Origin of the sequence: Streptomyces tuirus (genome assembly GCF_014701095.1) — a bacterium.
GTDB classification, from domain to species: Bacteria; Actinomycetota; Actinomycetes; order Streptomycetales; family Streptomycetaceae; genus Streptomyces; species Streptomyces tuirus.
This window is the reverse complement of record NZ_AP023439.1, coordinates 2,680,702-2,700,215: the sequence shown is the minus strand read 5'-3', so window position 1 is coordinate 2,700,215 and position 19,514 is coordinate 2,680,702. Positions and strand designations below refer to the sequence as shown.

18 protein-coding genes and 1 tRNA gene are annotated in these 19,514 nt (G+C 70.8%); 6 read left to right on the top strand and 13 right to left on the bottom strand.

The genetic code is table 11. The features are described from left to right. Positions 1 to 3: 3 nt before the first annotated feature. Positions 4 to 546 (bottom strand): hypothetical protein, encoded by a 543-nt coding sequence (locus tag IGS69_RS12390; protein WP_190899154.1) that lies wholly within the window; start codon positions 544 to 546, stop codon positions 4 to 6. Between the two features lie 131 nt (positions 547 to 677). Between IGS69_RS12390 and IGS69_RS12385 the strand changes: the two genes are divergently transcribed. Further along, the gene (locus tag IGS69_RS12385; protein ID WP_190899153.1) at positions 678 to 1,376 is read left to right on the top strand and encodes a response regulator transcription factor; all 699 of its coding nucleotides are present in this window, start codon (positions 678 to 680) and stop codon (positions 1,374 to 1,376) included. Then, the gene (locus tag IGS69_RS12380; protein ID WP_190899151.1) at positions 1,373 to 2,770 is read left to right on the top strand and encodes a sensor histidine kinase; all 1,398 of its coding nucleotides are present in this window, start codon (positions 1,373 to 1,375) and stop codon (positions 2,768 to 2,770) included. The genes IGS69_RS12385 and IGS69_RS12380 overlap by 4 nt, the downstream gene beginning before the upstream one ends. A 222-nt stretch (positions 2,771 to 2,992) precedes the next feature. Here IGS69_RS12380 and IGS69_RS12375 read toward each other — a convergent pair whose 3' ends face one another. From IGS69_RS12375 to IGS69_RS12360, 4 genes are all read right to left on the bottom strand, one after another. Further along, the gene (locus IGS69_RS12375) at positions 2,993 to 4,429 is read right to left on the bottom strand and encodes a GH1 family beta-glucosidase (RefSeq protein ID WP_190899149.1); all 1,437 of its coding nucleotides are present in this window, start codon (positions 4,427 to 4,429) and stop codon (positions 2,993 to 2,995) included. Between the two features lie 131 nt (positions 4,430 to 4,560). Next, complete coding sequence (locus tag IGS69_RS12370; RefSeq protein ID WP_190899147.1) at positions 4,561 to 5,466, bottom strand: carbohydrate ABC transporter permease; 906 nt, start codon at positions 5,464 to 5,466, stop codon at positions 4,561 to 4,563. Further along, positions 5,463 to 6,491, bottom strand: coding sequence for a carbohydrate ABC transporter permease (locus IGS69_RS12365; RefSeq protein ID WP_190899145.1), 1,029 nt, complete (start codon positions 6,489 to 6,491; stop codon positions 5,463 to 5,465). Before IGS69_RS12365 ends, IGS69_RS12370 begins: the two co-directional genes overlap by 4 nt. A gap of 5 nt (positions 6,492 to 6,496) precedes the next feature. Beyond that, on the bottom strand, positions 6,497 to 7,819 hold the full coding sequence (locus IGS69_RS12360; protein ID WP_190899144.1) for an ABC transporter substrate-binding protein: 1,323 nt from the start codon (positions 7,817 to 7,819) through the stop codon (positions 6,497 to 6,499). A gap of 409 nt (positions 7,820 to 8,228) precedes the next feature. Between IGS69_RS12360 and IGS69_RS12355 the strand changes: the two genes are divergently transcribed. Further along, on the top strand, positions 8,229 to 9,284 hold the full coding sequence (locus IGS69_RS12355) for a LacI family DNA-binding transcriptional regulator (protein ID WP_190899142.1): 1,056 nt from the start codon (positions 8,229 to 8,231) through the stop codon (positions 9,282 to 9,284). A 426-nt stretch (positions 9,285 to 9,710) separates the two neighbouring features. On the opposite strand, the gene IGS69_RS12350 is transcribed toward IGS69_RS12355, so the two are convergent. Further along, positions 9,711 to 10,901: an MFS transporter gene (locus IGS69_RS12350; protein ID WP_190899140.1), complete on the bottom strand. Its 1,191-nt coding sequence runs from the start codon at positions 10,899 to 10,901 to the stop codon at positions 9,711 to 9,713. Positions 10,902 to 11,122: 221 nt separating this feature from the next. Between IGS69_RS12350 and IGS69_RS12345 the strand changes: the two genes are divergently transcribed. Further along, entirely contained in the window at positions 11,123 to 11,602 is a 480-nt protein-coding gene (locus IGS69_RS12345) for a hypothetical protein (protein WP_190899138.1), read from the top strand. Positions 11,603 to 11,688: 86 nt separating this feature from the next. On the opposite strand, the gene IGS69_RS12340 is transcribed toward IGS69_RS12345, so the two are convergent. From IGS69_RS12340 to IGS69_RS12325, 4 genes are all read right to left on the bottom strand, one after another. Beyond that, positions 11,689 to 11,761, bottom strand: a tRNA-His gene (locus IGS69_RS12340). Between the two features lie 117 nt (positions 11,762 to 11,878). Continuing rightward, positions 11,879 to 12,481 carry an oligoribonuclease gene (orn, locus tag IGS69_RS12335; RefSeq protein WP_190899136.1) on the bottom strand — a complete coding sequence of 201 codons (603 nt, stop codon included), beginning with the start codon at positions 12,479 to 12,481 and terminating at the stop codon, positions 11,879 to 11,881. Between the two features lie 102 nt (positions 12,482 to 12,583). After that, positions 12,584 to 13,831, bottom strand: coding sequence for a helix-turn-helix domain-containing protein (locus tag IGS69_RS12330; RefSeq protein WP_190899134.1), 1,248 nt, complete (start codon positions 13,829 to 13,831; stop codon positions 12,584 to 12,586). 377 nt (positions 13,832 to 14,208) lie between these two features. Continuing rightward, the gene (locus IGS69_RS12325) at positions 14,209 to 14,541 is read right to left on the bottom strand and encodes a hypothetical protein (protein WP_190899132.1); all 333 of its coding nucleotides are present in this window, start codon (positions 14,539 to 14,541) and stop codon (positions 14,209 to 14,211) included. Between the two features lie 314 nt (positions 14,542 to 14,855). Here IGS69_RS12325 and IGS69_RS12320 point away from each other — a divergent pair, with 314 nt between their 5' ends. Both IGS69_RS12320 and IGS69_RS12315 read left to right on the top strand, forming a co-directional pair. Further along, complete coding sequence (locus IGS69_RS12320) at positions 14,856 to 15,383, top strand: universal stress protein (protein ID WP_190899130.1); 528 nt, start codon at positions 14,856 to 14,858, stop codon at positions 15,381 to 15,383. A gap of 156 nt (positions 15,384 to 15,539) precedes the next feature. Beyond that, a complete protein-coding gene (locus tag IGS69_RS12315) occupies positions 15,540 to 16,100 on the top strand; it encodes a GPR1/FUN34/YaaH family transporter (RefSeq protein ID WP_190899128.1) in 561 nt (186 codons plus the stop codon). Positions 16,101 to 16,310: 210 nt separating this feature from the next. On the opposite strand, the gene glmS is transcribed toward IGS69_RS12315, so the two are convergent. The 3 genes from glmS to IGS69_RS12300 all read right to left on the bottom strand — a co-directional run bounded on the left by glmS (position 16,311) and on the right by IGS69_RS12300 (position 19,505). Next, positions 16,311 to 18,128 carry a glutamine--fructose-6-phosphate transaminase (isomerizing) gene (gene glmS / locus IGS69_RS12310; protein ID WP_190899126.1) on the bottom strand — a complete coding sequence of 606 codons (1,818 nt, stop codon included), beginning with the start codon at positions 18,126 to 18,128 and terminating at the stop codon, positions 16,311 to 16,313. Between the two features lie 12 nt (positions 18,129 to 18,140). Then, positions 18,141 to 18,398, bottom strand: coding sequence for a hypothetical protein (locus IGS69_RS12305; RefSeq protein ID WP_030838058.1), 258 nt, complete (start codon positions 18,396 to 18,398; stop codon positions 18,141 to 18,143). 222 nt (positions 18,399 to 18,620) lie between these two features. Next, on the bottom strand, positions 18,621 to 19,505 hold the full coding sequence (locus IGS69_RS12300; RefSeq protein WP_190899125.1) for a DUF4429 domain-containing protein: 885 nt from the start codon (positions 19,503 to 19,505) through the stop codon (positions 18,621 to 18,623). Positions 19,506 to 19,514 lie beyond the last annotated feature (9 nt).

Here is a 19,514-nt window from a genome sequence, read left to right as displayed (position 1 = left end):
CGCTCAGTAGGTCCCGATCTCCACCCGCGGCGGCCCGTCGTGCCAGGTGCAGAACACCGACACCCGGTCCGCACCCGAGGAGAACTCCACGCGGATCCACGACTCCGTCTTCCACACCTGCATCGACCAGCCCGCCCCGGGCGTCGCCGACACGAGCGAGGCGGACGTCCTGCCCAGGTCGAAGACCGCCCGGCCGCCGTCGGTGTCGTAGCTCTTGACGCGACCGGAGGCGGCGGGGGCGGTGCCGGGCGAGGACGTGGACGAGGACGGCGTGGGGGAGGGGGCCGGTCTCCCGGACGCGGACGCGGACGCGGCAGGCGCAGGCGTGCTCGGCTGCCGCCGTTTCGCCGGAGGCGTCCGTTCCGGATCCGGCGTGGCCAGCGCCTTCGGCTCCCGCGTGGACGCGTCGGCGGCCTTGATGGGCAGGGCGCGCGGCGGATCGTAGGCCGTTCCCGCCATCACCGTGTGGACACCCCACCACGACAGCGTGACCGCCGCGCCCGTGGCGAGCAGCCAGGCCAGTACGTGTACGAGTCCTCTGCGCATCGCGGGCCATACTGCCTCACGTGTCCCTCGCGTGGCCCGCAATCGGCGTCCTGAGAGCGTCGGTTGTCCCCAGCCGGGGAGTTGTCCACAGGCCCGCACCCGGCTGTTCGAGATGGCGTACGGTGCGGCGCATGGCAAGTGTGCTCGTGGTCGAGGACGACCAGTTCGTACGCTCGGCGCTGATCCGGCACCTTACCGACGCCTCGCACACCGTGCGCAGCGTCGGGACGGCGCTCGAGGCGCTGCGCGAGGTCGCCCATTTCCGCTTCGACGTGGTGATCCTGGACCTCGGACTGCCCGATCTCGACGGGTCCGAGGCCCTGAAGATGCTGCGCGGAATCACGGACGTGCCGGTGATCGTCGCCACGGCCCGGGACGACGAGACGGAGATCGTACGGCTGTTGAACGCCGGGGCGGACGACTACCTCACCAAGCCCTTCTCGGTCGAGCACCTCTCGGCCCGGATGGCGGCCGTGCTGCGCCGCGCCCGCTCCGGCGCCGCGGAAGGGGAGCCGTCCCCCGTGATCCGGGTCGGCGGCCTGACCGTCGACCCGCTGCGCCGCCAGGCCGAGCTGGACGGCGCGCGACTCGACCTCACCCGCCGCGAGTTCGACCTGCTCGCCTTCCTCGCCGGCCGGCCCGGCGTCGTCGTCCCCCGCAAGGAGCTGCTCGCCGAGGTGTGGCAGCAGTCCTACGGCGACGACCAGACCATCGACGTCCATCTGTCCTGGTTGCGCAGGAAACTGGGCGAGACGGCGGCCAGCCCGCGCTATCTGCACACCCTCCGGGGCGTCGGCGTGAAGCTCGAACCTCCGGGGGCGCCGCGATGAGGTGGGCCCTGGTCAAGGTGTCGCTGGCGGTGACCACCATGGTCGTGCTCGCCTTCGCCGTGCCGCTCGGACTCGTCATCCGCGAGATGGCCCGCGACCGTGCCTTCTCCAACGCCGAGCGGGAGGCCGCGGCCGTCGCCCCCGCCCTGTCCATCACCACCGACCGCGACGAGCTGGAGCGGGTCGTCGCCTCGGCCGGCTCCGACGCGGGAATGGCCGTGCACCTCCCGGCGGGTGACGGCCAGGAGCCCCTCGATCTGGGGCGGCGCCGCGCCGCCGACGCGGACATCGCGGTCGTGCGGAAGCTGGGCCGTGCCTCCACCACGGGTGTCACCGGCGGCTGGACGCTGCTCCAGCCGGTCGCCCTCAGCACCGGCAGGATCGCGGTCGTCGAGGTGTACGTGCCGGAGTCCGAGGTGACCAACGGCGTGGGGACCGCCTGGGCGGTGCTCGCCGGGGTCGGGGTGGCGCTGATCCTCGGCTCGGTCGCGGTCGCCGACCGCCTCGGCGTGCGCATGGTCCGGCCCGCCCAGCGCCTGGTCGAGGGGGCGCACGACCTGGGGGAGGGCCGCCTGGGCGCCCGGGTGCCCGAGGAGGGCCCGAGCGAACTGCGGCTCGCGGCGGTCGCGTTCAACTCGATGGCCGACCAGGTCGTCCAGCTCCTGGCCAACGAGCGGGAGCTCGCGGCCGACCTGTCCCACCGGCTGCGCACACCCCTGACCGTGCTGCGGCTCAACACCGCCTCGCTCGGGGAGGGCCCGGCCGCGGACCAGACCCGGACCGCCGTCGAGCAGCTGGAGCGCGAGGTCGACACCATCATCCGTACGGCCCGGGAGGCCAAACCGCAGACGGCCGCGGCCGGTCCGGGCGCCGGGTGCGACGCGGCCGAGGTGGTCCGGGAGCGGATGGCGTTCTGGTCGGCGCTCGCGGAGGACGAGGGCCGCAAGTGGCGGGTGGCCGGGGCCGACCGTCCGGTGCGCATACCCGTGGCCCGCGCCGACCTGGCCGCCGCACTCGACGCGCTGCTCGGGAACGTCTTCCGGCACACCGCCGAGGGCACCGCCTTCGCGGTCGACGTGCACAACGGCGAGGACGCGGTGATCGTCCTCGTCTCCGACGCGGGCCCCGGCATACCCGACCCCGAGGCCGCGATGGCGCGGGGCCGCGGCTCCGGCAGCGACGGCTCCACCGGGCTCGGCCTGGACATCGTGCGCCGGCTCGCGGAGTCCACCGGCGGGGACGTACGGCTCGGATCCTCGGTGCTCGGCGGCACCGAGGTGCGCATCTGGATCCAGCTGGACGGCCGTGCTCCCGCGAGCGGAGGGCACCGGCAGATGCGGCGGCGCCGACCCGGCAGGCTAGCCGCCGCCTACCACCGCTCCCGGTCCCACTGACAGCTCCCCGCGGACGGCCCTACTTCGGCAACACGCTGCCCTGACCGTGTACTTCGCGCTCCAGCGCCAGTTCGTCAGCGGCCTCACCCCGGGTGACAACAAGGGCTGACGCCCACTCGGGACGACCCGGCGGCTCCTGCCGGGCACCCGCCGCCGAGAGACGGCCGGGGCGCGGCACTCCCCTAATCGTGCCGCGCCCCGCCCCCCCGTACCCCCGGTCGGTCAGACCGCCTCGGCCTCGGGCAGCGCCCCGGTCCGGGCCGCCCTGCCGTACCACCGGGCGCTCGTCTTCGGCGTGCGCTCCTGCGTCGCGTAGTCCACGTAGACCGCGCCGAAGCGCTTGCCGTACCCGTACGACCACTCGAAGTTGTCCATCAGGGACCACAGGTAGTAGCCCCGGACATCCGCGCCGTCCGCGATCGCCCGGCGGACCGCCGACAGATGGCCGTGCAGATACGCGACCCGCTCCGGGTCGTGCACCCGGCCGTCGGAGTCCATCTTGTCGTCGTAGGCCGCGCCGTTCTCCGTGATGTACAGCGGCAGGCCCGGCGCCTCCCGCGTGTACCGCATGATCAGCTCGTGCAGACCGGTCGGGTCGATCGTCCAGCCCATCTCCGTGCGGTCGCCGGGCGTCTGGTGGAAGGCGACGTCGTCCGCGGCCGGCCACGGCGAGTGGTCGCTCGCCCCGTGACCATCGGCGCGCGGCGCCTTCGCCGACGCGTCCGCCGCCGAGACCAGCGAGGGCGTGTAGTAGTTGAGGCCCAGCGCGTCCAGCGGCTGGTTGATCAGCGCCAGATCGCCGTCGAGGACGAAGTCCCAGTCCGTGAGGGACGCCGTCGCCTCGAACAGCGACTCCGGGTAGGCACCGTGCAGCATCGGCCCGTGGAACACACCGTTGGCCAGGTCGTCGATCCTGCGGGCCGCCGCCAGATCCGCCGGATCCTGCGAAAGCGGCCGCACCACCGAGGAGTTGAGGCTGATCGCGACGGTGTTGCGGGCCGGCATCACCGAGCGCAGCGCCGACGCGCCCAGCCCGTGCGCCAGGTTCAGATGGTGCGCGGCACGCAGCGAGGCCGCCGGATCCGTACGGCCCGGGGCGTGCACCCCGGAGGCATAACCCAGGAACGCGCTGCACCACGGCTCGTTGAGCGTGATCCACTGCTCCACACGGTCGCCCAGCGCCTCGCCGACGATCCGCGCGTACTCCGCGAACCGGTACGCCGTATCGCGCTCCGGCCAGCCGCCCGCGTCCTCCAGCTCCTGCGGCAGATCCCAGTGGTAGAGGGTCACGGCCGGCTTGATGTTCCTGGCCAGCAGCTCGTCCACCAGCCGCCGGTAGAAGTCCAGGCCCTTCTGCACCGCCGGGCCCCGCCCGGTCGGCTGCACCCGCGACCACGAGATGGAGAAGCGGTAGGCGCCCAGGCCCAGCTCCGCCATCAGCGCCACGTCGTCGCGATAGCGGTGGTAGTGGTCGACAGCGATGTCACCGGTCTCGCCACCGGCCGTCTTGCCCGGCGTGTGGCTGAAGGTGTCCCAGATCGACGGCGTACGGCCGTCCTCCCGCACCGCACCCTCGATCTGGTACGCGGACGTCGCCGCGCCCCACAGGAAGGCGGGGGGAAAGGTCACCGCAGTGGCCGGGTACTCGGAGTCAGGCATGGAAGCGCTCCCAAAGGGCGTCGAGAAGACCGGAGATGAAACGGCAAGAGGGGGAGGAGAGGAAAGAAGAGAGAGAAGGCGGAGGGGAGAAGAGGGGCCGGAGCAGCGCTGACCCGGCCCCCTGGGAAGGATCAGCCCTTGACGGCGCCCTGCATGATGCCGCCCACGATCTGCTTGCCGAAGATCGCGAAGACCAGCAGCAGCGGCAGCGTGCCCAGCAGCGCGCCCGCCATGATCAGGGACTGGTCGGGGGTGTAGCCGCGGCCCAGGCCCGCGACGGCGACCTGCACGGTCGGGCTGCCGGTCTGCGTCAGCACCAGGAACGGCCACAGGAAGTCGTTCCAGGTCTGTACGAACATCAGCATGCCCAGTACGGCCATCGCGGGCCGCGCGGTGGGAAACACCACGTGCCACACCACACGCCAGCTGCTCGCCCCGTCGACGCGGGCGGCCTCGATGATCTCGTCCGGCAGCGCCTGGATCAGGTACTGCCGCATGAAGAACACGCCGAACGCGCTCACCAGCGACGGGAAGATCACCGCCTGGAGCTGGTCGGTCCAGTCCAGCTTGGCGACCATCATGTACAGCGGGATCACACTCAGCTGCGGCGGCACCATCATCGTGCCGATCACGATCAGCATCATCGCGTTGCGGCCCCTGAAGCGCAGCTTGGCGAAGGCGAACCCGGCGATCGTCGACAAGCAGACGATGGTGAGCGCCGAGATTCCGGCCACCAGCGTGGTGTTGAGGAACGCCTCACCCAGATTGGCGTCCTTCCAGGCGATCTCCAGATTGTTGAAGAGGTTGGAGCCGAACCAGAAGGGCGGCGGGGTCTGCGCCAGGCGCTGGTTGTCGCGCGAGGCGGCGATCGCCGTCCACACCAGCGGGAACAGCGACACGATGGTGAACACGACGAGGATCGCGTACGCGACGGGGCCGCCGTGCAGTTGCCCGCCGGCCCGAGCGGACTTCGGCAGGCGCGGAGGCTTGGTCACCTTGGCGGGCTCGGTCTCGGGGGGCGTCACAGTAGTCGTCACGGCCGGAACTCCTCACTACTGGCGCGCAGCCGGCGCGAGATGACGAAGTTGACGATGCCGATGACGATCAGGATGAGGAACATCGTCCAGGCGATCGCTGAGGCGCGGCCCAGGTGCTGGTTGACCCAGCCCTGCTCGTACAGGTACAGCCCGAGCGTCTGGAACTGGTGCTCCGCGCCGCCGGACGCGCCCTTGTTGGCGTCGAACAGCAGCGGTTCACCGAAGACCTGACTTGCCCCGATCGTCGACACGACCACGGTGAACAGGATCGTCGGACGCAGCGACGGCAGCGTGACGTGAAAGAACTGCTGCCAGCGGTTGGCCCCGTCCAGCGCCGCCGACTCGTACAGGTCCTGCGGAATCGCCTGCATCGCGGCCAGATAGATGAGCGCGTTGTACCCGGTCCAGCGCCAGATGATGATCGACGAGACGGCGATCTGCGAGGGCCACTTGTCGCCCTGCCAGTCGACCGGATCGATCCCGATGAAGTCCAGCGCCCAGTTGATCATGCCGTAGTCACGGCCGAAGAGCAGCACGAACACCAGCGAGGCGGCGGCGATCGAGGTGGCGTACGGCGCCAGCATCGCGACCCGGTAGAAGGTCGAGGCACGCAGCTTGTAGTTGAGGATGTGGGCGATGCCCATCGCCATCAGCAGCTGCGGAACCGTGGAGATGATGCCGATGGTCAGGGTGTTCTTCGCCGCGTTCCAGAAGAAGTCGTCGTCGAAGATCCGGGTGTAGTTGCGCAGCCCCACCCAGTCCATGTCGGTCGGCGCGGTCAGCTCGACCTGGTGCAGCGAGGCCCAGCCCGTGTAGATCAGCGGGAACAGACCGAAGGCGAGGAACAACAGGAAGAACGGGGAGACGAACGCGTACGGGCTCCAGCGCACGTCCCGCTGCCAGCGGCGGGACAGCCGCGCGCGCCGCCGCTGCTCCTTTTCGGGGAGGCCGGCCGCGGGCGGGCGGCCCGGGGCCGCGCCCCCCTCCTTGGCGGGGGGCGCGGCGGTGTCGTGACGGGTGGCCATCCGGGTCACTGGTCCAGGTTGTTGTCGATGGTCTTCGTCGCCGTCTTCCAGGCCTCCTCGGCGGACTTGCCCTTCGTGACGAGGATGACGCCGTTGTCGGTCAGGCCCTGCTGGATGATCTGGTCCTTCGGGCCGATCACCTGCACGGGGATCTGCTTGGCAGCCTCGGAGAAGATCTTGCCGATCGGGGCGTCAGCGGTCATGTCGTTCTTCGCGCCGGTGACTTCGGGGCTGTCGTAGGCGGCCTGCGCGCTCGGGAAGCTGCCCTGCACCTTGAACAGCTTCGCCTGCTGCTCGGGCGCGGTCAGCCACGCGACCAGCTTCTTGGCCTCTTCGACGTTCTTGCCGCTCTTCGGCACGGAGAGGAAACTGCCGCCCCAGTTACCGGACTTGGGCGCCACCGCCACGTTCCACTTGCCCTTGGCGTCCGGCTGCGACTTGCCCTTGATGTAGCCCAGCATCCAAGGCGGGCAGGCCATCGCGGCGAACTTGTTGTTGGCGATCGTCTGGTCCCAGGCAGGCTGGAACTGTGTCTGGGCGCCGAGCAGCTTCTTCTCGGCGGCCTCGGCGGTCAGGTCGAACGCGTTCTTGACGGCCGGGTTCGACTTGTAAATGACCTTGCCGGAGGAGTCGTAGAACTTCTCCTCCTCGCTGCTCAGGATCGCGTTGAGCAGACCGCCGGGGGAGTCCATGAACGTCGTGCCCTGGGGCGCCTTCTTCTGGTACCGCTCACCGGTCGCCACGAGCTTGGACCAGTCGCCCGCCCACAGCTTGGCGACCTCCGCCGGGTCGGTGGGGAGACCGGCCTGCTTGAACATGTCCGTGCGGTAGCAGATCGCCATCGGACCGACGTCCGTGCCGAGGCCGATCGTCTGACCGTCCTTGGTCGTGGCCTGCTGCCACTTCCACTCCAGCCAGTTGCTCTTGCTCACTCCCGAAATCTTGGAGAGGTCCTCGAGCTTGGCCGCCTGAGTGTTCACGATCTCGGCGATGTTGCCGACCTCGACGGCCTGCACGTCCTGCAGACCGCTGTTGGTGGTCAGGTGGTTCAGCAGCGCGGGGTAGTAGTTCTCGTTGCGCTCGACGACGTTCTCAGCGATCTTGATCTTGGGGTTGAGCTTCTCGTACTCGGCGTAGAGACCGGCTTCCTTGAAGCCCATGGTGCCGAAGAGCCCCAGGGTGATCGTCGTCTTGCCCTTGCCGTCGCCCGACGAACCGGAGCCGTCGCTTCCGCCGTCGTCGGCACAGCCGGCCAGCAGCCCGGCGCCCAGCGACGCGACGGCCGCGACGACCATCGCCTTGCGGGCGGTTCGGATGCGTGCTCGCATGTCGTCCTCCTGTTGCCCTGACGTGCCGACCCCCCGGCCAACTGCATTGTCGGACCGTTTTACGCGCTTAAGGCTCGGGCGGGGAACGTGCGGGTTGTGTATGTGTCAGGTAGTGTGGGAGCGCTCCCACCAGTGATGTGTTGAAGAGTCCCCGGTCCCGGCGGGGGTGTCAAGGGACCGGACAGAGGGAGATGCGTTCAGTTATAGGCCCGTTAACTGGACCCGGTACGGGCCCGATTGAGGCCGGGGACAGCGATATCAAGCCGGTCCGGACGTCGCTCGTACCGGTCCCTCCGGCCGAAGTGGAAGGCCGGGGGCGGTGGGCCCTCGGCGGCAATCACAGGGCTGACGAGCCTGTTAAATTCCAGGCCAGTCGCAGAGTGCGGGTGTGGACGGGAAGGCGGAGCCCATGGCAACCCACGGAGCGCGGGGCCGAAGTGGTGGCCGGCCCACCCTCGAAGAGGTGGCGGCGCGCGCCGGTGTCGGTCGCGGCACCGTCTCGCGGGTGATCAACGGCTCGCCCCGGGTCAGCGACGCGACCCGCGCGGCCGTCGAGGCGGCGGTCGCTGAGCTCGGCTACGTCCCCAACACCGCGGCCCGCGCCCTGGCCGCCAACCGCACGGACGCGATCGCGCTGGTCGTCCCCGAGCCGGAGACCCGGTTCTTCGCGGAGCCGTACTTCTCGGACATGCTGAAGGGCGTCGGGTCGGCGCTGTCCGACACGGAGATGCAGCTGCTGCTGATCTTCGCGGGCAACGACCGGGAGCGCGCCCGCCTCGCCCAGTACCTGGCGGCCCACCGCGTGGACGGCGTCCTGCTGGTCTCGGTGCACGCGGACGACCCGCTGCCCGACCTGCTGGCCCAGCTGGAGATCCCGGCGGTGATCAGCGGCCCGCGCTCGTCGGCGGAGACGCTGCCGTCGGTCGACTCGGACAACTACGGCGGCGCCCGCCAGGCTGTCGAGCATCTGCTGTCCCGGGGCCGGCGCCGGGTGGCCCACATCACCGGCCGCCTCGACGTCTACGGTGCCCAGCGCCGTGTCGACGGCTACCGCGAGGCCGTGAGTGACGCCGGCCTCGGGGTGGACGAGGGGCTGATCGAGGCGGGGGACTTCACGGAGGAGGGCGGACACCGGGCCATGGCGGCCCTGCTGGAGCGCCACCCCGACATCGACGCCGTCTTCGCCGCCTCCGACGTCACCGCGTCCGGCGCCCGCCGGGCGCTGCGCGAGGCGGGCCGCCGCATCCCGGAGGACGTGGCGCTCGTCGGCTACGACGACTCCGCCATCGCCCGCCACATGGAACCGCCGCTGACCAGCGTCCGCCAGCCCATCGAGGAGATGGGCCGCCGGATGACAGACCTCCTGCTCACCGAGGTCGCCGACCGCCGTCCGCTGGCGTCCCGGGGCCTGGAGCGCCGGCAGATGGTCCTGGCCACGGAGCTGGTGACGCGGTCGTCGTCGTGACGCAACGGCCCACGGGCGCGCGGGAGTCGGCTACGGCGTGACGCCGCCTTGCGGGCCCAGTCCGGGCCGGCGCCGCGGGATGTCCAGGCCGTCGGCGACGAACAGCCGGTTCCGCACCGCCTCCCGGAGGTCCGTCTCGGCTCGTGCACCCCGGCGCCGGGAGGGGCTGACGGCCCGCGGCAGAGGAACATGCAGTCGAACCACCCGCGCCCGGGCAGGGGCCCGGCGGGGGCCCCACGCCCGCACGGCTTCACGGCCCCCGGGCTTCACGGTCCTACGCCCGCACGGCTTCACGGCCCCCGGGCTTCACGGTCCTACGCCCGCACGGCTTCACGGCCCCCGGGCTTCACGGTCCTACGCCCGCACGGCTTCACGGCCCCACGGCCCCCGGCCCTCACGGCCCCACGACCTCACACCTTCACGCCTTCACACCCGAGCCCGCTCCGGTCGTCGCAGCAGGTACACCGCCGCCGTCACGACCAGGACGGCCATGCAGGCGATGAACACCAGACCCGCCCCCTCCAGGCCGATCGTCTCGGTCAGCAGGCCGACGCCGATCACCGGGACGGAGATGCCCGTGTAGGCCACCACGAACAGCGTCGAGATCACCGCCGCCCGCTGATGTTCGGGCGAGGCCCCGGCCACGTCGGACAGGGCGCCGCGGAACGCCAGGCCCTGGCCGATTCCGCCGACGAGCGCGCTGGCGACCAGCAGGGCCATCTGGTCCCACCGCAGCGCACCGGCGAGCAGCGCGAGCCCGGCGAGGAGCCCGGCGCAGCCCAGCGGCAGGGACCGCCGTACGCCGACCCGGCCGACCGCCAGTTGCCCGGCGGTTGACGCGAAGAACGCAAGCGCGACGATCAGCCCGCTCACGGCGTGGTCGTCGACGTCCAGGGACTCCACGAGGAAGGCCGGGCTGACGGAGGTGAACACCCCGAACAGCGCGAACCCGACGAAGGAGGCGGTGGCCGCGGGGCCGAACACCGCGCGCACCTGCGGGGGCAGAACAGGGCGCTGCGGGCGTACGGTGCGCAGCGGCTGCCGCTCCCGGACCGTCTCCGCGAGCCGCAGCAGGACGGCGGCCGAGGCGGCCACCAGTGCGAGGTGGGTGACGAACGGCAGGTACAGCGGCCAGGAGGCATACTGCGCGAGCAGCCCGGAGAGCAGCGGACCGCAGCCCAGGCCGCCCATGTTGGCGGCCGTCGCCACGAACGTGGCCCGTGAGGCACCGCCCTCGGGCGCCAGCTCCATCACATACGCCGTGGCGGCGCCGGTGAACAGCCCGGCGGACAGCCCCGACAGCAGCCGTCCCGCGTAGAGCCAGCCGAGCCCGGTGGCGCACAGGAAGCAGACGGCGCTCAGCGCGGCGAAGCCCAGGCCGCACAGCAGCACCGGGCGCCTGCCCACGGCGTCCGAGGCGTTGCCGACCAGCAGCAGCACACCGATCACCGCGAAGGCGTACAGGGCGTAGACCACGGTGACCGTCAGCTCGGAGAAGCCGAACTTGTCCTGGTAGAGGGGATACAGGGGAGTCGGCAGTGTGGTGCCGGCCATGCAGACGGCGAAGACCGCCCCGCTGAGCACACACGCGCGCCATCCCGGGCGTGAACCGTCCATGCCGCCGACGGTAGCCCCGGCCCGCGGACGCGCCCTCGACCGGCACGCTGGAAACACGCGGGCTGTGAACACGTCAGCCATCCCTGCAGGTGCGGGGCGTGACTCAGGTGCAGATCACGGTTGGGTCTTGCGTGTAGAAGCCGTGGACGCCTCGTGGTTACCCTGTGCCCCCGACTTACTGTGCGCGAACTGGCTGCCGGTCAGGGCTTGAGGAGCTTGCGGTGGAGAACTCGTCGTCCCTTCCCCCGGACTTCCCCCCGCGTCCGTCCAGGGCTCCTGCGGCCGGCCCGGCGGGATCGCCGGACGGTTGGCGGGACGAGTACGAGCGCGACCCGCAGTACCAGCGCATCCTGGCGGCGATGGAGAAGTCGTGGTGGAAGCGGCCGGTGGTCCTGTGGGCCGGCGTCGTCGCCCTTGCCGTGAGTTCGTTCTTCCTGGGGGGTGCGGTCCTCGGGTCCGACGACAACTCGGAGCCCTCTTCGCCCAGCCCGTGGGTGCAGGGTCAGTTGGACGACCAGTCGCAGGACAACCAGCAGCGGAACAACGAGCCTGCCGGGGTATCCCCTGCCCAGAAGAGCCAGATCCTGTCCAAGTACTGCAACAGGCAGGCCGGCGGTCCTTACGACCTGTCGGAGGCCGCGTACCTGGAGTGCCTGCGGAGCTACGAGGTGACGGACCAGGGGATGGTCATGCCGAGGTAGTCGGCTCCGAGGTCAGGTGGCAGGGACCAGACTGACGAAAGAGGCCGGTGACTGCGTTTCCGCAGATCACCGGCCTCTATACAGAGGGTGAGTGACGGGACTCGAACCCGCGGCATCCTGGACCACAACCAGGTGCTCTACCAGCTGAGCTACACCCACCATGACCGGCTTGGAGATCAGTGATGTCCCCGACCGGCCGAGAAAAAGTGTACAGGGTCCGAAGGGGTGCTCGCGCCCGGCTTTCCCCGCGCCCCCCTACGGCCCCCCCCGTCCCGCCTACTGAGCAGGCAGGACGTGCTTCGCGGCGATCGTCCGGGCGGTGTCCGAGTCGGGCCCGGGCTGCGGGACGAACAGGACCTCGCGGTAGTACCGCAGCTCCGCGATCGACTCGCGGATGTCGGCGAGCGCGCGGTGGTTGCCGCTCTTCTGCGGGCTGTTGAAGTACGCCCGCGGGTACCAGCGGCGCGCCAGCTCCTTGATCGACGAGACGTCGACGATCCGGTAGTGGAGGTAGCTCTCCAGCGTCGCCATGTCGCGCAGCAGGAAGCCGCGGTCGGTGCCGACGGAGTTCCCGCAGAGCGGGGCCTTGCCCGGCTCCTTGACGAACTCCCTCACGTAACTGAGGACCTGGTCCTCGGCGTCCTTCAGCGTCGTGCCGCCGGGGAGCTCCTCGAGCAGCCCGGAGGCGGTGTGCATCTGACGCACCACGTCCGGCATCGTCTCCAGCGCCTGGTCCGGCGGCCGGATGACGATGTCCACGCCTTCGCCGAGCACGTTCAGCTCGGAGTCGGTCACGAGGGCGGCCACCTCGATGAGCGCGTCGTCCGACAGCGAGAGGCCGGTCATCTCGCAGTCGATCCACACCATGCGATCGTTCATGTGTCTAACCTTACGGCCCGCCGCCACCGGCCGGGCCGCCCGTGCCGCGAAAGGCGAAGGGCCCGCGGGCAGACATGCTCCCCGCGGGCCCCGGCTACCGGGTCAGGGCGCGCTGCGCTGCCCGGGCAGGCTCGCCGACAGGGCCGGCGACTGGCCGACCGCACTCGCCGCCGCGGTACGGCGGGACTGCAGCGGGACCGGGTGTTCCGGGTGCAGCGGGGTGGGTGCCTGGCCGGGCTGGCCCGGATGGTGCCCCGCGTGGCCCGGATGGCCCGGCATGCCGGGCCCGGGACCGCCCGGCGCGCTCTCGGTCTCCTGGGGCCGCTCGCCCTGCGGGCGCCGGGCCCGGTACGCCGCCCGGTACGCGGCCGGGGACGAACCCAGCTGGCGGCGGAAGTGCCCGCGCAGGGCCACCGGCGACCGGAAGCCGCAGCGCCCCGCCACCTCGTCCACCGAGTAGTCCGACGTCTCCAGCAGGCGCTGCGCCTGGAGGACCCGCTGTGTGATCAGCCACTGCAGCGGAGCGCTCCCGGTCAGCGAGCGGAAGCGGCGGTCGAACGTACGCCTGCTCATGTACGCCCGTGCCGCCAGCGTCTCCACGTCGAACTGTTCGTGGAGGTGCTCCAGCGCCCAGGCGACGACCTCGGCGAGCGGGTCGGCGCCGATCTCCTCCGGTAAAGACCTGTCGAGGTAGCGCTCCTGCCCGCCGCTGCGGCGCGGCGGCACGACGAGCCGCCTGGCCAGGGCCCCGGCCGCCTCGTTGCCGTGGTCCGTGCGCACGATGTGCAGGCACAGGTCGATGCCCGCGGCCGTGCCCGCCGACGTCAGCACGTCGCCGTCGTCGACGAACAGCTCACGCGGGTCCACGTGCACCGACGGATAGCGCTTGGCCAGCGTCGGTGCGTACATCCAGTGGGTGGTCGCGGGGCGGCCGTCCAGCAGGCCCGCCGCCGCGAGGACGAAGGCGCCGGTGCACAGTCCGACGATGCGGGCGCCCTCCTCGTGGGCGCGGCGCAGCGCGTCGAGCGCCTCCTCCGGTGGCGGAGAAGTGATCGAACGCCAGGCCGGTACGACGACCGTGCCCGCGCGTGAGATCGCTTCCAGGCCATGTGGTGCGGTGAGTTCGAGGCCCCCTGTGGTCCGTAGCGGGCCGTCCTCGCCCCCGCACACCAGCAGTCGGTAGCGCGGTACGCCGGCGTCCTGGCGGTCAACCCCGAACACCGACAGCGGTATGGAACTCTCGAAGATGGGGCCGCCGCTGAACAGCAGCACCGCGACGATCTCCTTGCGGCGTCGCCCGGAAAGTTTCCGGGCCGCGGCTTCCGGCGCGGCAGTGGAGTCGTGGCTCATACTGCTAAGCCCCCCTCGGTGGTCGCGGCTCCTCGGTTGTGTCGCTCCTGCACGTTTCCCCTCGGTCCTGCACGAGTCCCCCGCCGTAGACAGTCAAGATCGAATCTACTGTGTGCCGTTGCGCCGAAGTGGCCGGTTAGGCACTCGGCGCATTGTCGACTTGGCAACTTGGCGTAAAGCATTCGATCACGAAGCGTTGCACTCGTGGGGCGTGCAGGGAAGTGCGCCTTGTCGCGGTGGCCAATCCACGTAGGGTGCGCGGACCCCCTGAGGTCCTTTCCGTGCAGGTCGAACGGGGGTTGGGGGGTGGTCGGACCGGGGGATGCGCAGGTACCAGAAGTTGGCTGAAAACCGACGTGCGTGTGCGCGGAAACCGGTCAGCCGACCGGTGTCTCCCCTCCGGTGTGCCGTCCGCCACGGTGCGACCCCGTTCCGGTGCGGTGGCGCCGGCCCCGGTGGGGTGCCCGGTCCTCGGCCGCGAGCCGGGCCGCACCGCGCTCGGACTGGCGCAGCAGCACCCGGCAGGCGCCCGTGACGGCCGCGAGCCCGAGGGCGGTGCCGGCGGCGCCGGCCAGAGAGGCGCCGCAGCCGAGGAGCACCACCGGGACGAGCAGGCAGCTGAAGGCAGCCCAGCGAACCACATCCGTCGCGGTGTCCCGCGGCGGCGGGGTCGCGCGGTCCGCCTCGGCGGCGGGGCGTGGTGCGGACATGGGTGCTCCCTGTGGCGTGACTCACGGAGTTCAACGCGTGGCCCGGGCGTCGGTCACTGGCAGGCCGGATCGCCGCACGTGCCCACGGGTCATTGAATCCCGTGCAAACCGCCTGTACAGCGCAGCAACCATTGCGTTACGGGCGGTGCCTCGTGCATGCTCCCTGGAACCCGCACGCACCGTGAGCGGGATCTGGGCTAAGGAGGCGTGCCGCCGTACCCTTGGGGGTATGGGGTTGGGAAGACCATTCCCGGACACAGCTCCGCCGCACACTGTTGTCCCTCCCGTATAAGGATCACAACGCCGAGACAGCCATGGCCGGTCACGAATTCTTCGAACCCGCGGACCGCAAGCGGCCCGTCGCCGATCCCACGGCGGCCGAGCCCCTGGCGGCGGAAGAGCCACGCCAGTCCTGCGACCCCGCCTTCAAGCACGGGGTCGTCGTCGGCTTCGACGGCTCCACGTCCAGTGAGCGCGCCCTGGCGTACGCGATCGGCATGGCCCATCGCTCCGGGTCGGGCCTGATCATCGTCCATGTCGCCAACCGGCTGCCGACCACGGTGTGGGCGGGCTGCGAGCCGCCCGTGTTCGTGGACGTGCCGGACCACCGCACCGAGGTGCTCGGTCTCGAGCTGGCCTGTGCGGACTACCTCGCCGAGGTGCCCTGGATCCTGGTCGAGCGCGGCGGCGACATCTGCCACGAACTCGAAGAGGTCGGCCGGGAGTACGAGGCCGACGCGATCGTCGTCGGCTCCACCCACGGCATCGTCGGGCGCATCTTCGGCTCGGTCGCCGGGCGGCTCGCCAAGCGGGCGCAGCGGCCCGTCATCGTCATTCCCTGACGTTCCCCGACATTCCCTACGTTCATGCAGGAGCGGCCTCCTGCGGCAACTCCCTTGTGCACCATGCGAATCTACTCGCGCGTAGAGGTGTTTGTGCCCTTGTGAAGGGCATATACGGGACACCGCACAACTGCACATGCACGAAGGGAGCCCGCCGTGGACAAAGACGTCTCCGCGGGAAGCGGAATCACGACCGTGGCCGGTCGACTCGCCCTGGGAATCACCCTGTTGGCCTTCGGGCTGGGGCATACCGCTGTGATCGACGGCGTGTCGGGCGCTGACGCCGTGTCAATCGCCCAGTACGTGGGCGGCGTTGCGCTCTTCGTCGCGGGGCTGGTGGCCCTGCGCGAGGGTGACGCTGCGGGGGGTACGGCGTTCTCGGTGCTCGGGGCGCTGTGGTTCACCTGGGCCGTGTCCGACACCGCCTCCGGCAACGCGGCAGGGTTGTTCCTGCTGTTGTTCGCCCTTGTGGCGCTGTCCCTGACGCTCGCGGGCGGGGATCAGCTCGGTCAGGGCGTGTACGGGTTGTTCTTCGTCGCCCTGTTGCTCATGGCGATCGCGAGTTTCGCCGGCAACGACGGGCTCGTGAAGGTGGGCGGCTGGTTCGCCGTCGCCGCGGGGGCGGTCGCCTGGTACGCGGCGACCGCGATGCTGGCGCACTGGCCCACGGCGATTCCGCGACGCGCTGCGGGCCGGGGTGTGACGGCCACCGGTTAGCTGCGCCGGCTGGGGAGTTGGGCGGCTTCCCGGCGATGAAACGGACCCCCCGTGCTTGGTGGCAGCACGTGGGGGTCCGCTTTCGTTCGTTGGCCTGTGCGGGCGGTGGGGGCTTGTCGCGCAGTTCCCCGCGCCCCCAAATGTTCGTTGGCCTGTGCGGGTGAGTCGTGGTTGCTCGCGCAGTTCCCCGCGCCCCTTAAAGGAAGGCCTCTACTCCACCGTTACCGACTTGGCGAGGTTGCGGGGCTTGTCGATGTCGCGGCCCAGGGCCAGGGCCGTGTGGTACGCGAGGAGCTGGAGGGGGATGCCCATCAGGATGGGGTCGAGTTCGTCCTCGTTCTTCGGGACGATGATCGTCTCGTCGGCCTTCTCCTGGGGCTGGTGGGCCACCGCGAGGATCCTGCCGCTGCGGGCCTTGATCTCCTCCATGGCGGCGCGGTTCTTCTCCAGCAGGTCGTCGTCGGGGACGATCGCGACCGTCGGGAGGGCCGGCTCGATCAGGGCCAGCGGGCCGTGCTTGAGCTCCGAGGCGGGGTAGGCCTCGGCGTGGATGTACGAGACCTCCTTGAGCTTCAGGGAGGCCTCACGGGCCACCGGGTAGCCCCGGACGCGGCCGATGAAGAGCATCGAGCGGGACTCGGCGAACTGCTGGGCCAGCTTCTTGACGTCCTCCTCCTGCTCCATGATCTCGGCGATCTGCGCGGGCAGCTTGCGCAGGCCCTCGATGATCCGCTTGCCGTCCCGGACCGACAGGTCACGGGTGCGGCCCAGGTGCAGGGCGAGCAGGGCGAAGGCCACCGTGGTGTTGGTGAAGCACTTGGTGGAGACGACGCAGACCTCCGGGCCGGCGTGCACGTAGATGCCGCCGTCGGCCTCGCGGGCGATCGCCGAGCCGACCACGTTCACCACGCCGAGGACGCGGGCGCCCTTGCGCTTGAGCTCCTGCACGGCGGCCAGGACGTCGTAGGTCTCGCCGGACTGGGAGACCGCGACGTAGAGGGTGTCGGGGTCGACGACCGCGTTGCGGTAGCGGAACTCCGAGGCGGGCTCGGCGTCGGCGGGGATGCGGGCCAGCTCCTCGATCATCTGGGCGCCGATCATGCCCGCGTGGTACGAGGTGCCGCAGCCGAGGATCTTCACGCGGCGGATCCGCCGGGCCTCGCGGGCGTCCAGGTTGAGGCCGCCCAGGTGCACGGTGGAGAAGCGGTCGTCGATGCGGCCGCGCAGCACGCGGTCCACGGCGTCGGCCTGCTCGTGGATCTCCTTGTGCATGTACGTGTCGTGGCCGCCCATGTCGTAGGAGGCGGCCTCCCACTCGACCGTGGTGGGCTCCGCCGTGGTGCGGGTGCCCTCCGTGGTGTAGGTGCGGAAGTCGTCGGCCTTCAGGGTGGCCATCTCGCCGTCGTCGAGGGTGACGATCTGGCGGGTGTGGGCGACCAGCGCGGCGATGTCGGAGGCGACGAACATCTCCTTCTCGCCGATGCCGAGGACGACCGGGGAGCCGTTGCGGGCGACGACGATCCGGTCGGGGAAGTCGGCGTGCATGACGGCGATGCCGTAGGTGCCCTCCACCAGCCGGAGGGTCTCGCGGACCTTGTCCTCCAGCTTGGTCGCCTGCGAGCGGGCGATGAGGTGGGTGAGGACCTCGGTGTCGGTCTCGGAGAGGAACTCGACGCCGTCCGCCTCCAGCTTGCGGCGCAGGTCGGAGGCGTTGTCGATGATGCCGTTGTGCACGACGGCGACCTTGTTGTCGGCCGACATGTGCGGGTGGGCGTTGACGTCGGACGGGGCGCCGTGGGTCGCCCAGCGGGTGTGGGCGATGCCGGTCGTGCCTTTGAAGCGGGCCGGGACCTTGGCCTCCAGGTCGCGGACGCGGCCCTTGGCCTTGACCATCTTCAGGCCGGACGTCTTCGGGGACGTGACGACGATGCCCGCGGAGTCGTAGCCGCGGTACTCCAGACGCTGCAGGCCCTCCAGGAGGAGGGGCGCGACGTCACGCTTCCCGATGTAACCGACGATTCCGCACATATATACGTATTCCTAGCCGTAGACGATGCGCCGCAGCTGCCGGAGCGAGAGCTCCGGCGGTGCCACCGCGCGGTACTTGAGATCCGCCTCGATCCGCTCGAAGATCGCCGCGTTGACCAGGCCCTGGGCCTGGAGCTCGCGGTGGCGGCGACGGACGTACTCCTCGGTCGTCTCGTCGAAGTAGGCGAGCACGTCCTGGATCACGCGCAGCGCCTCGCCCCGCCCGAGGGCGGTGGACCGCGTCAGATGATCAACGAGTTCGTCGTGCACTCGCTAGATCCTGAGGTACCGGCGACAGTTTCGCAAGATTTCTGCCCGATTTCGGGCAAGCCCCTGGAAGCGTACCCGTGTGATCGGAGGCGGTGCCGTCACGCTCGCGCCGCCGCGGGTCGCGCGTTCGTGCCCGGCGCCACCGCCCGGGCCGCCGTCCCGAGCGGCCGTCCCGGCACCGGGGCCGTCGACGGCCCGCCGGGCGAAGCAGCCGCGCGTCTCCTACATCCGCTTGAGGATCGCCTGTTTGGCCAGGGCGAACTCGTCGTCCGTCAGCACGCCCGTGCGGTGCAGCTCCCCGAGCTCGCGCAGGCGGCGCAGCAGGGCGTCGTGGTCGTCCTCGGCGGACGCGACCGCGGGAGGAGGCAGCTCCGCTCGCGCGTCCACCGGGTGCGTGGCGGCGGCCCGGGCCGGGTGCGGAAGCCTGGCCTGGACCGCCGCCGCTACCAGCGCCATCAGCGGGTCCTTCTTGAAACCCCACAGCTCCACGGCGTTGGGGTCGTACTTGGGTGGGGTCTTGGTGGGCGCGTGCCGCACGGTGAAGCGCAGGTGGCCGTTCTCCAGGCCGGCCGCCGGGTGCCACTCCACGCCGGTGATGTCGGCGAGCGCGAGCGTGCGGGCGCCGGCGGCGGCCTTGGCGTCCTCCGTCTTCCAGTTCCACTCCAGGCGTATGCGCTCGCCGTCGAAACCGGCGGTGCCGTCCCCGGCGGAGACCGACAGGGGGACCGACGGGCCCGGCAGCAGATACGCGTCGACCGGCCCGGCGGGGACCTGGTCGAGCAGCAGGGCGCTGCGGACCTCGTCCACGAAGTACTCGGCGACGCCGTAGCGGTCGGACTCGACGATCAGCTGGTACGGGTCGTGGGGCTCGGTGAGCCTGCCGCCGGTGGCGTGCAGCAGCGGGTCGGCGCCGTCGCGCAGCCGCAGCCTGAGCCGCCCGGACTTCTTGCCCTGCTCCAGCGAGATGCCCGCCAACGCCCCGAGCGGGACGACCAGTTCACCCAGCTCCTTGCGCAGCAGACTGACGTTCTTGTCCCGTCCGGGAGTCAGTCGCAGCGCGTCCCCGTCGAAGGCCCACGTGCCGTCCTTCTGGATGATTTCCACCATGGGGTGGAT

Coding starts and splice junctions, on each gene's coding strand:
- IGS69_RS12350 (WP_190899140.1), bottom strand. CDS start 10,901: ATGGACGGTTCACGCCCGGGATGGCGCGCGTGTGTGCTCAGCGGGGCG.
- IGS69_RS12365 (WP_190899145.1), bottom strand. CDS start 6,491: ATGGCCACCCGTCACGACACCGCCGCGCCCCCCGCCAAGGAGGGGGGC.
- IGS69_RS12375 (WP_190899149.1), bottom strand. CDS start 4,429: ATGCCTGACTCCGAGTACCCGGCCACTGCGGTGACCTTTCCCCCCGCC.
- glmS (WP_190899126.1), bottom strand. CDS start 18,128: ATGTGCGGAATCGTCGGTTACATCGGGAAGCGTGACGTCGCGCCCCTC.
- IGS69_RS12390 (WP_190899154.1), bottom strand. CDS start 546: ATGCGCAGAGGACTCGTACACGTACTGGCCTGGCTGCTCGCCACGGGC.
- IGS69_RS12360 (WP_190899144.1), bottom strand. CDS start 7,819: ATGCGAGCACGCATCCGAACCGCCCGCAAGGCGATGGTCGTCGCGGCC.
- IGS69_RS12320 (WP_190899130.1), top strand. CDS start 14,856: ATGGCCGGTCACGAATTCTTCGAACCCGCGGACCGCAAGCGGCCCGTC.
- IGS69_RS12330 (WP_190899134.1), bottom strand. CDS start 13,831: ATGAGCCACGACTCCACTGCCGCGCCGGAAGCCGCGGCCCGGAAACTT.
- IGS69_RS12300 (WP_190899125.1), bottom strand. CDS start 19,505: ATGGTGGAAATCATCCAGAAGGACGGCACGTGGGCCTTCGACGGGGAC.
- IGS69_RS12355 (WP_190899142.1), top strand. CDS start 8,229: ATGGCAACCCACGGAGCGCGGGGCCGAAGTGGTGGCCGGCCCACCCTC.
- IGS69_RS12380 (WP_190899151.1), top strand. CDS start 1,373: ATGAGGTGGGCCCTGGTCAAGGTGTCGCTGGCGGTGACCACCATGGTC.
- IGS69_RS12385 (WP_190899153.1), top strand. CDS start 678: ATGGCAAGTGTGCTCGTGGTCGAGGACGACCAGTTCGTACGCTCGGCG.
- IGS69_RS12325 (WP_190899132.1), bottom strand. CDS start 14,541: ATGTCCGCACCACGCCCCGCCGCCGAGGCGGACCGCGCGACCCCGCCG.
- orn (WP_190899136.1), bottom strand. CDS start 12,481: ATGAACGATCGCATGGTGTGGATCGACTGCGAGATGACCGGCCTCTCG.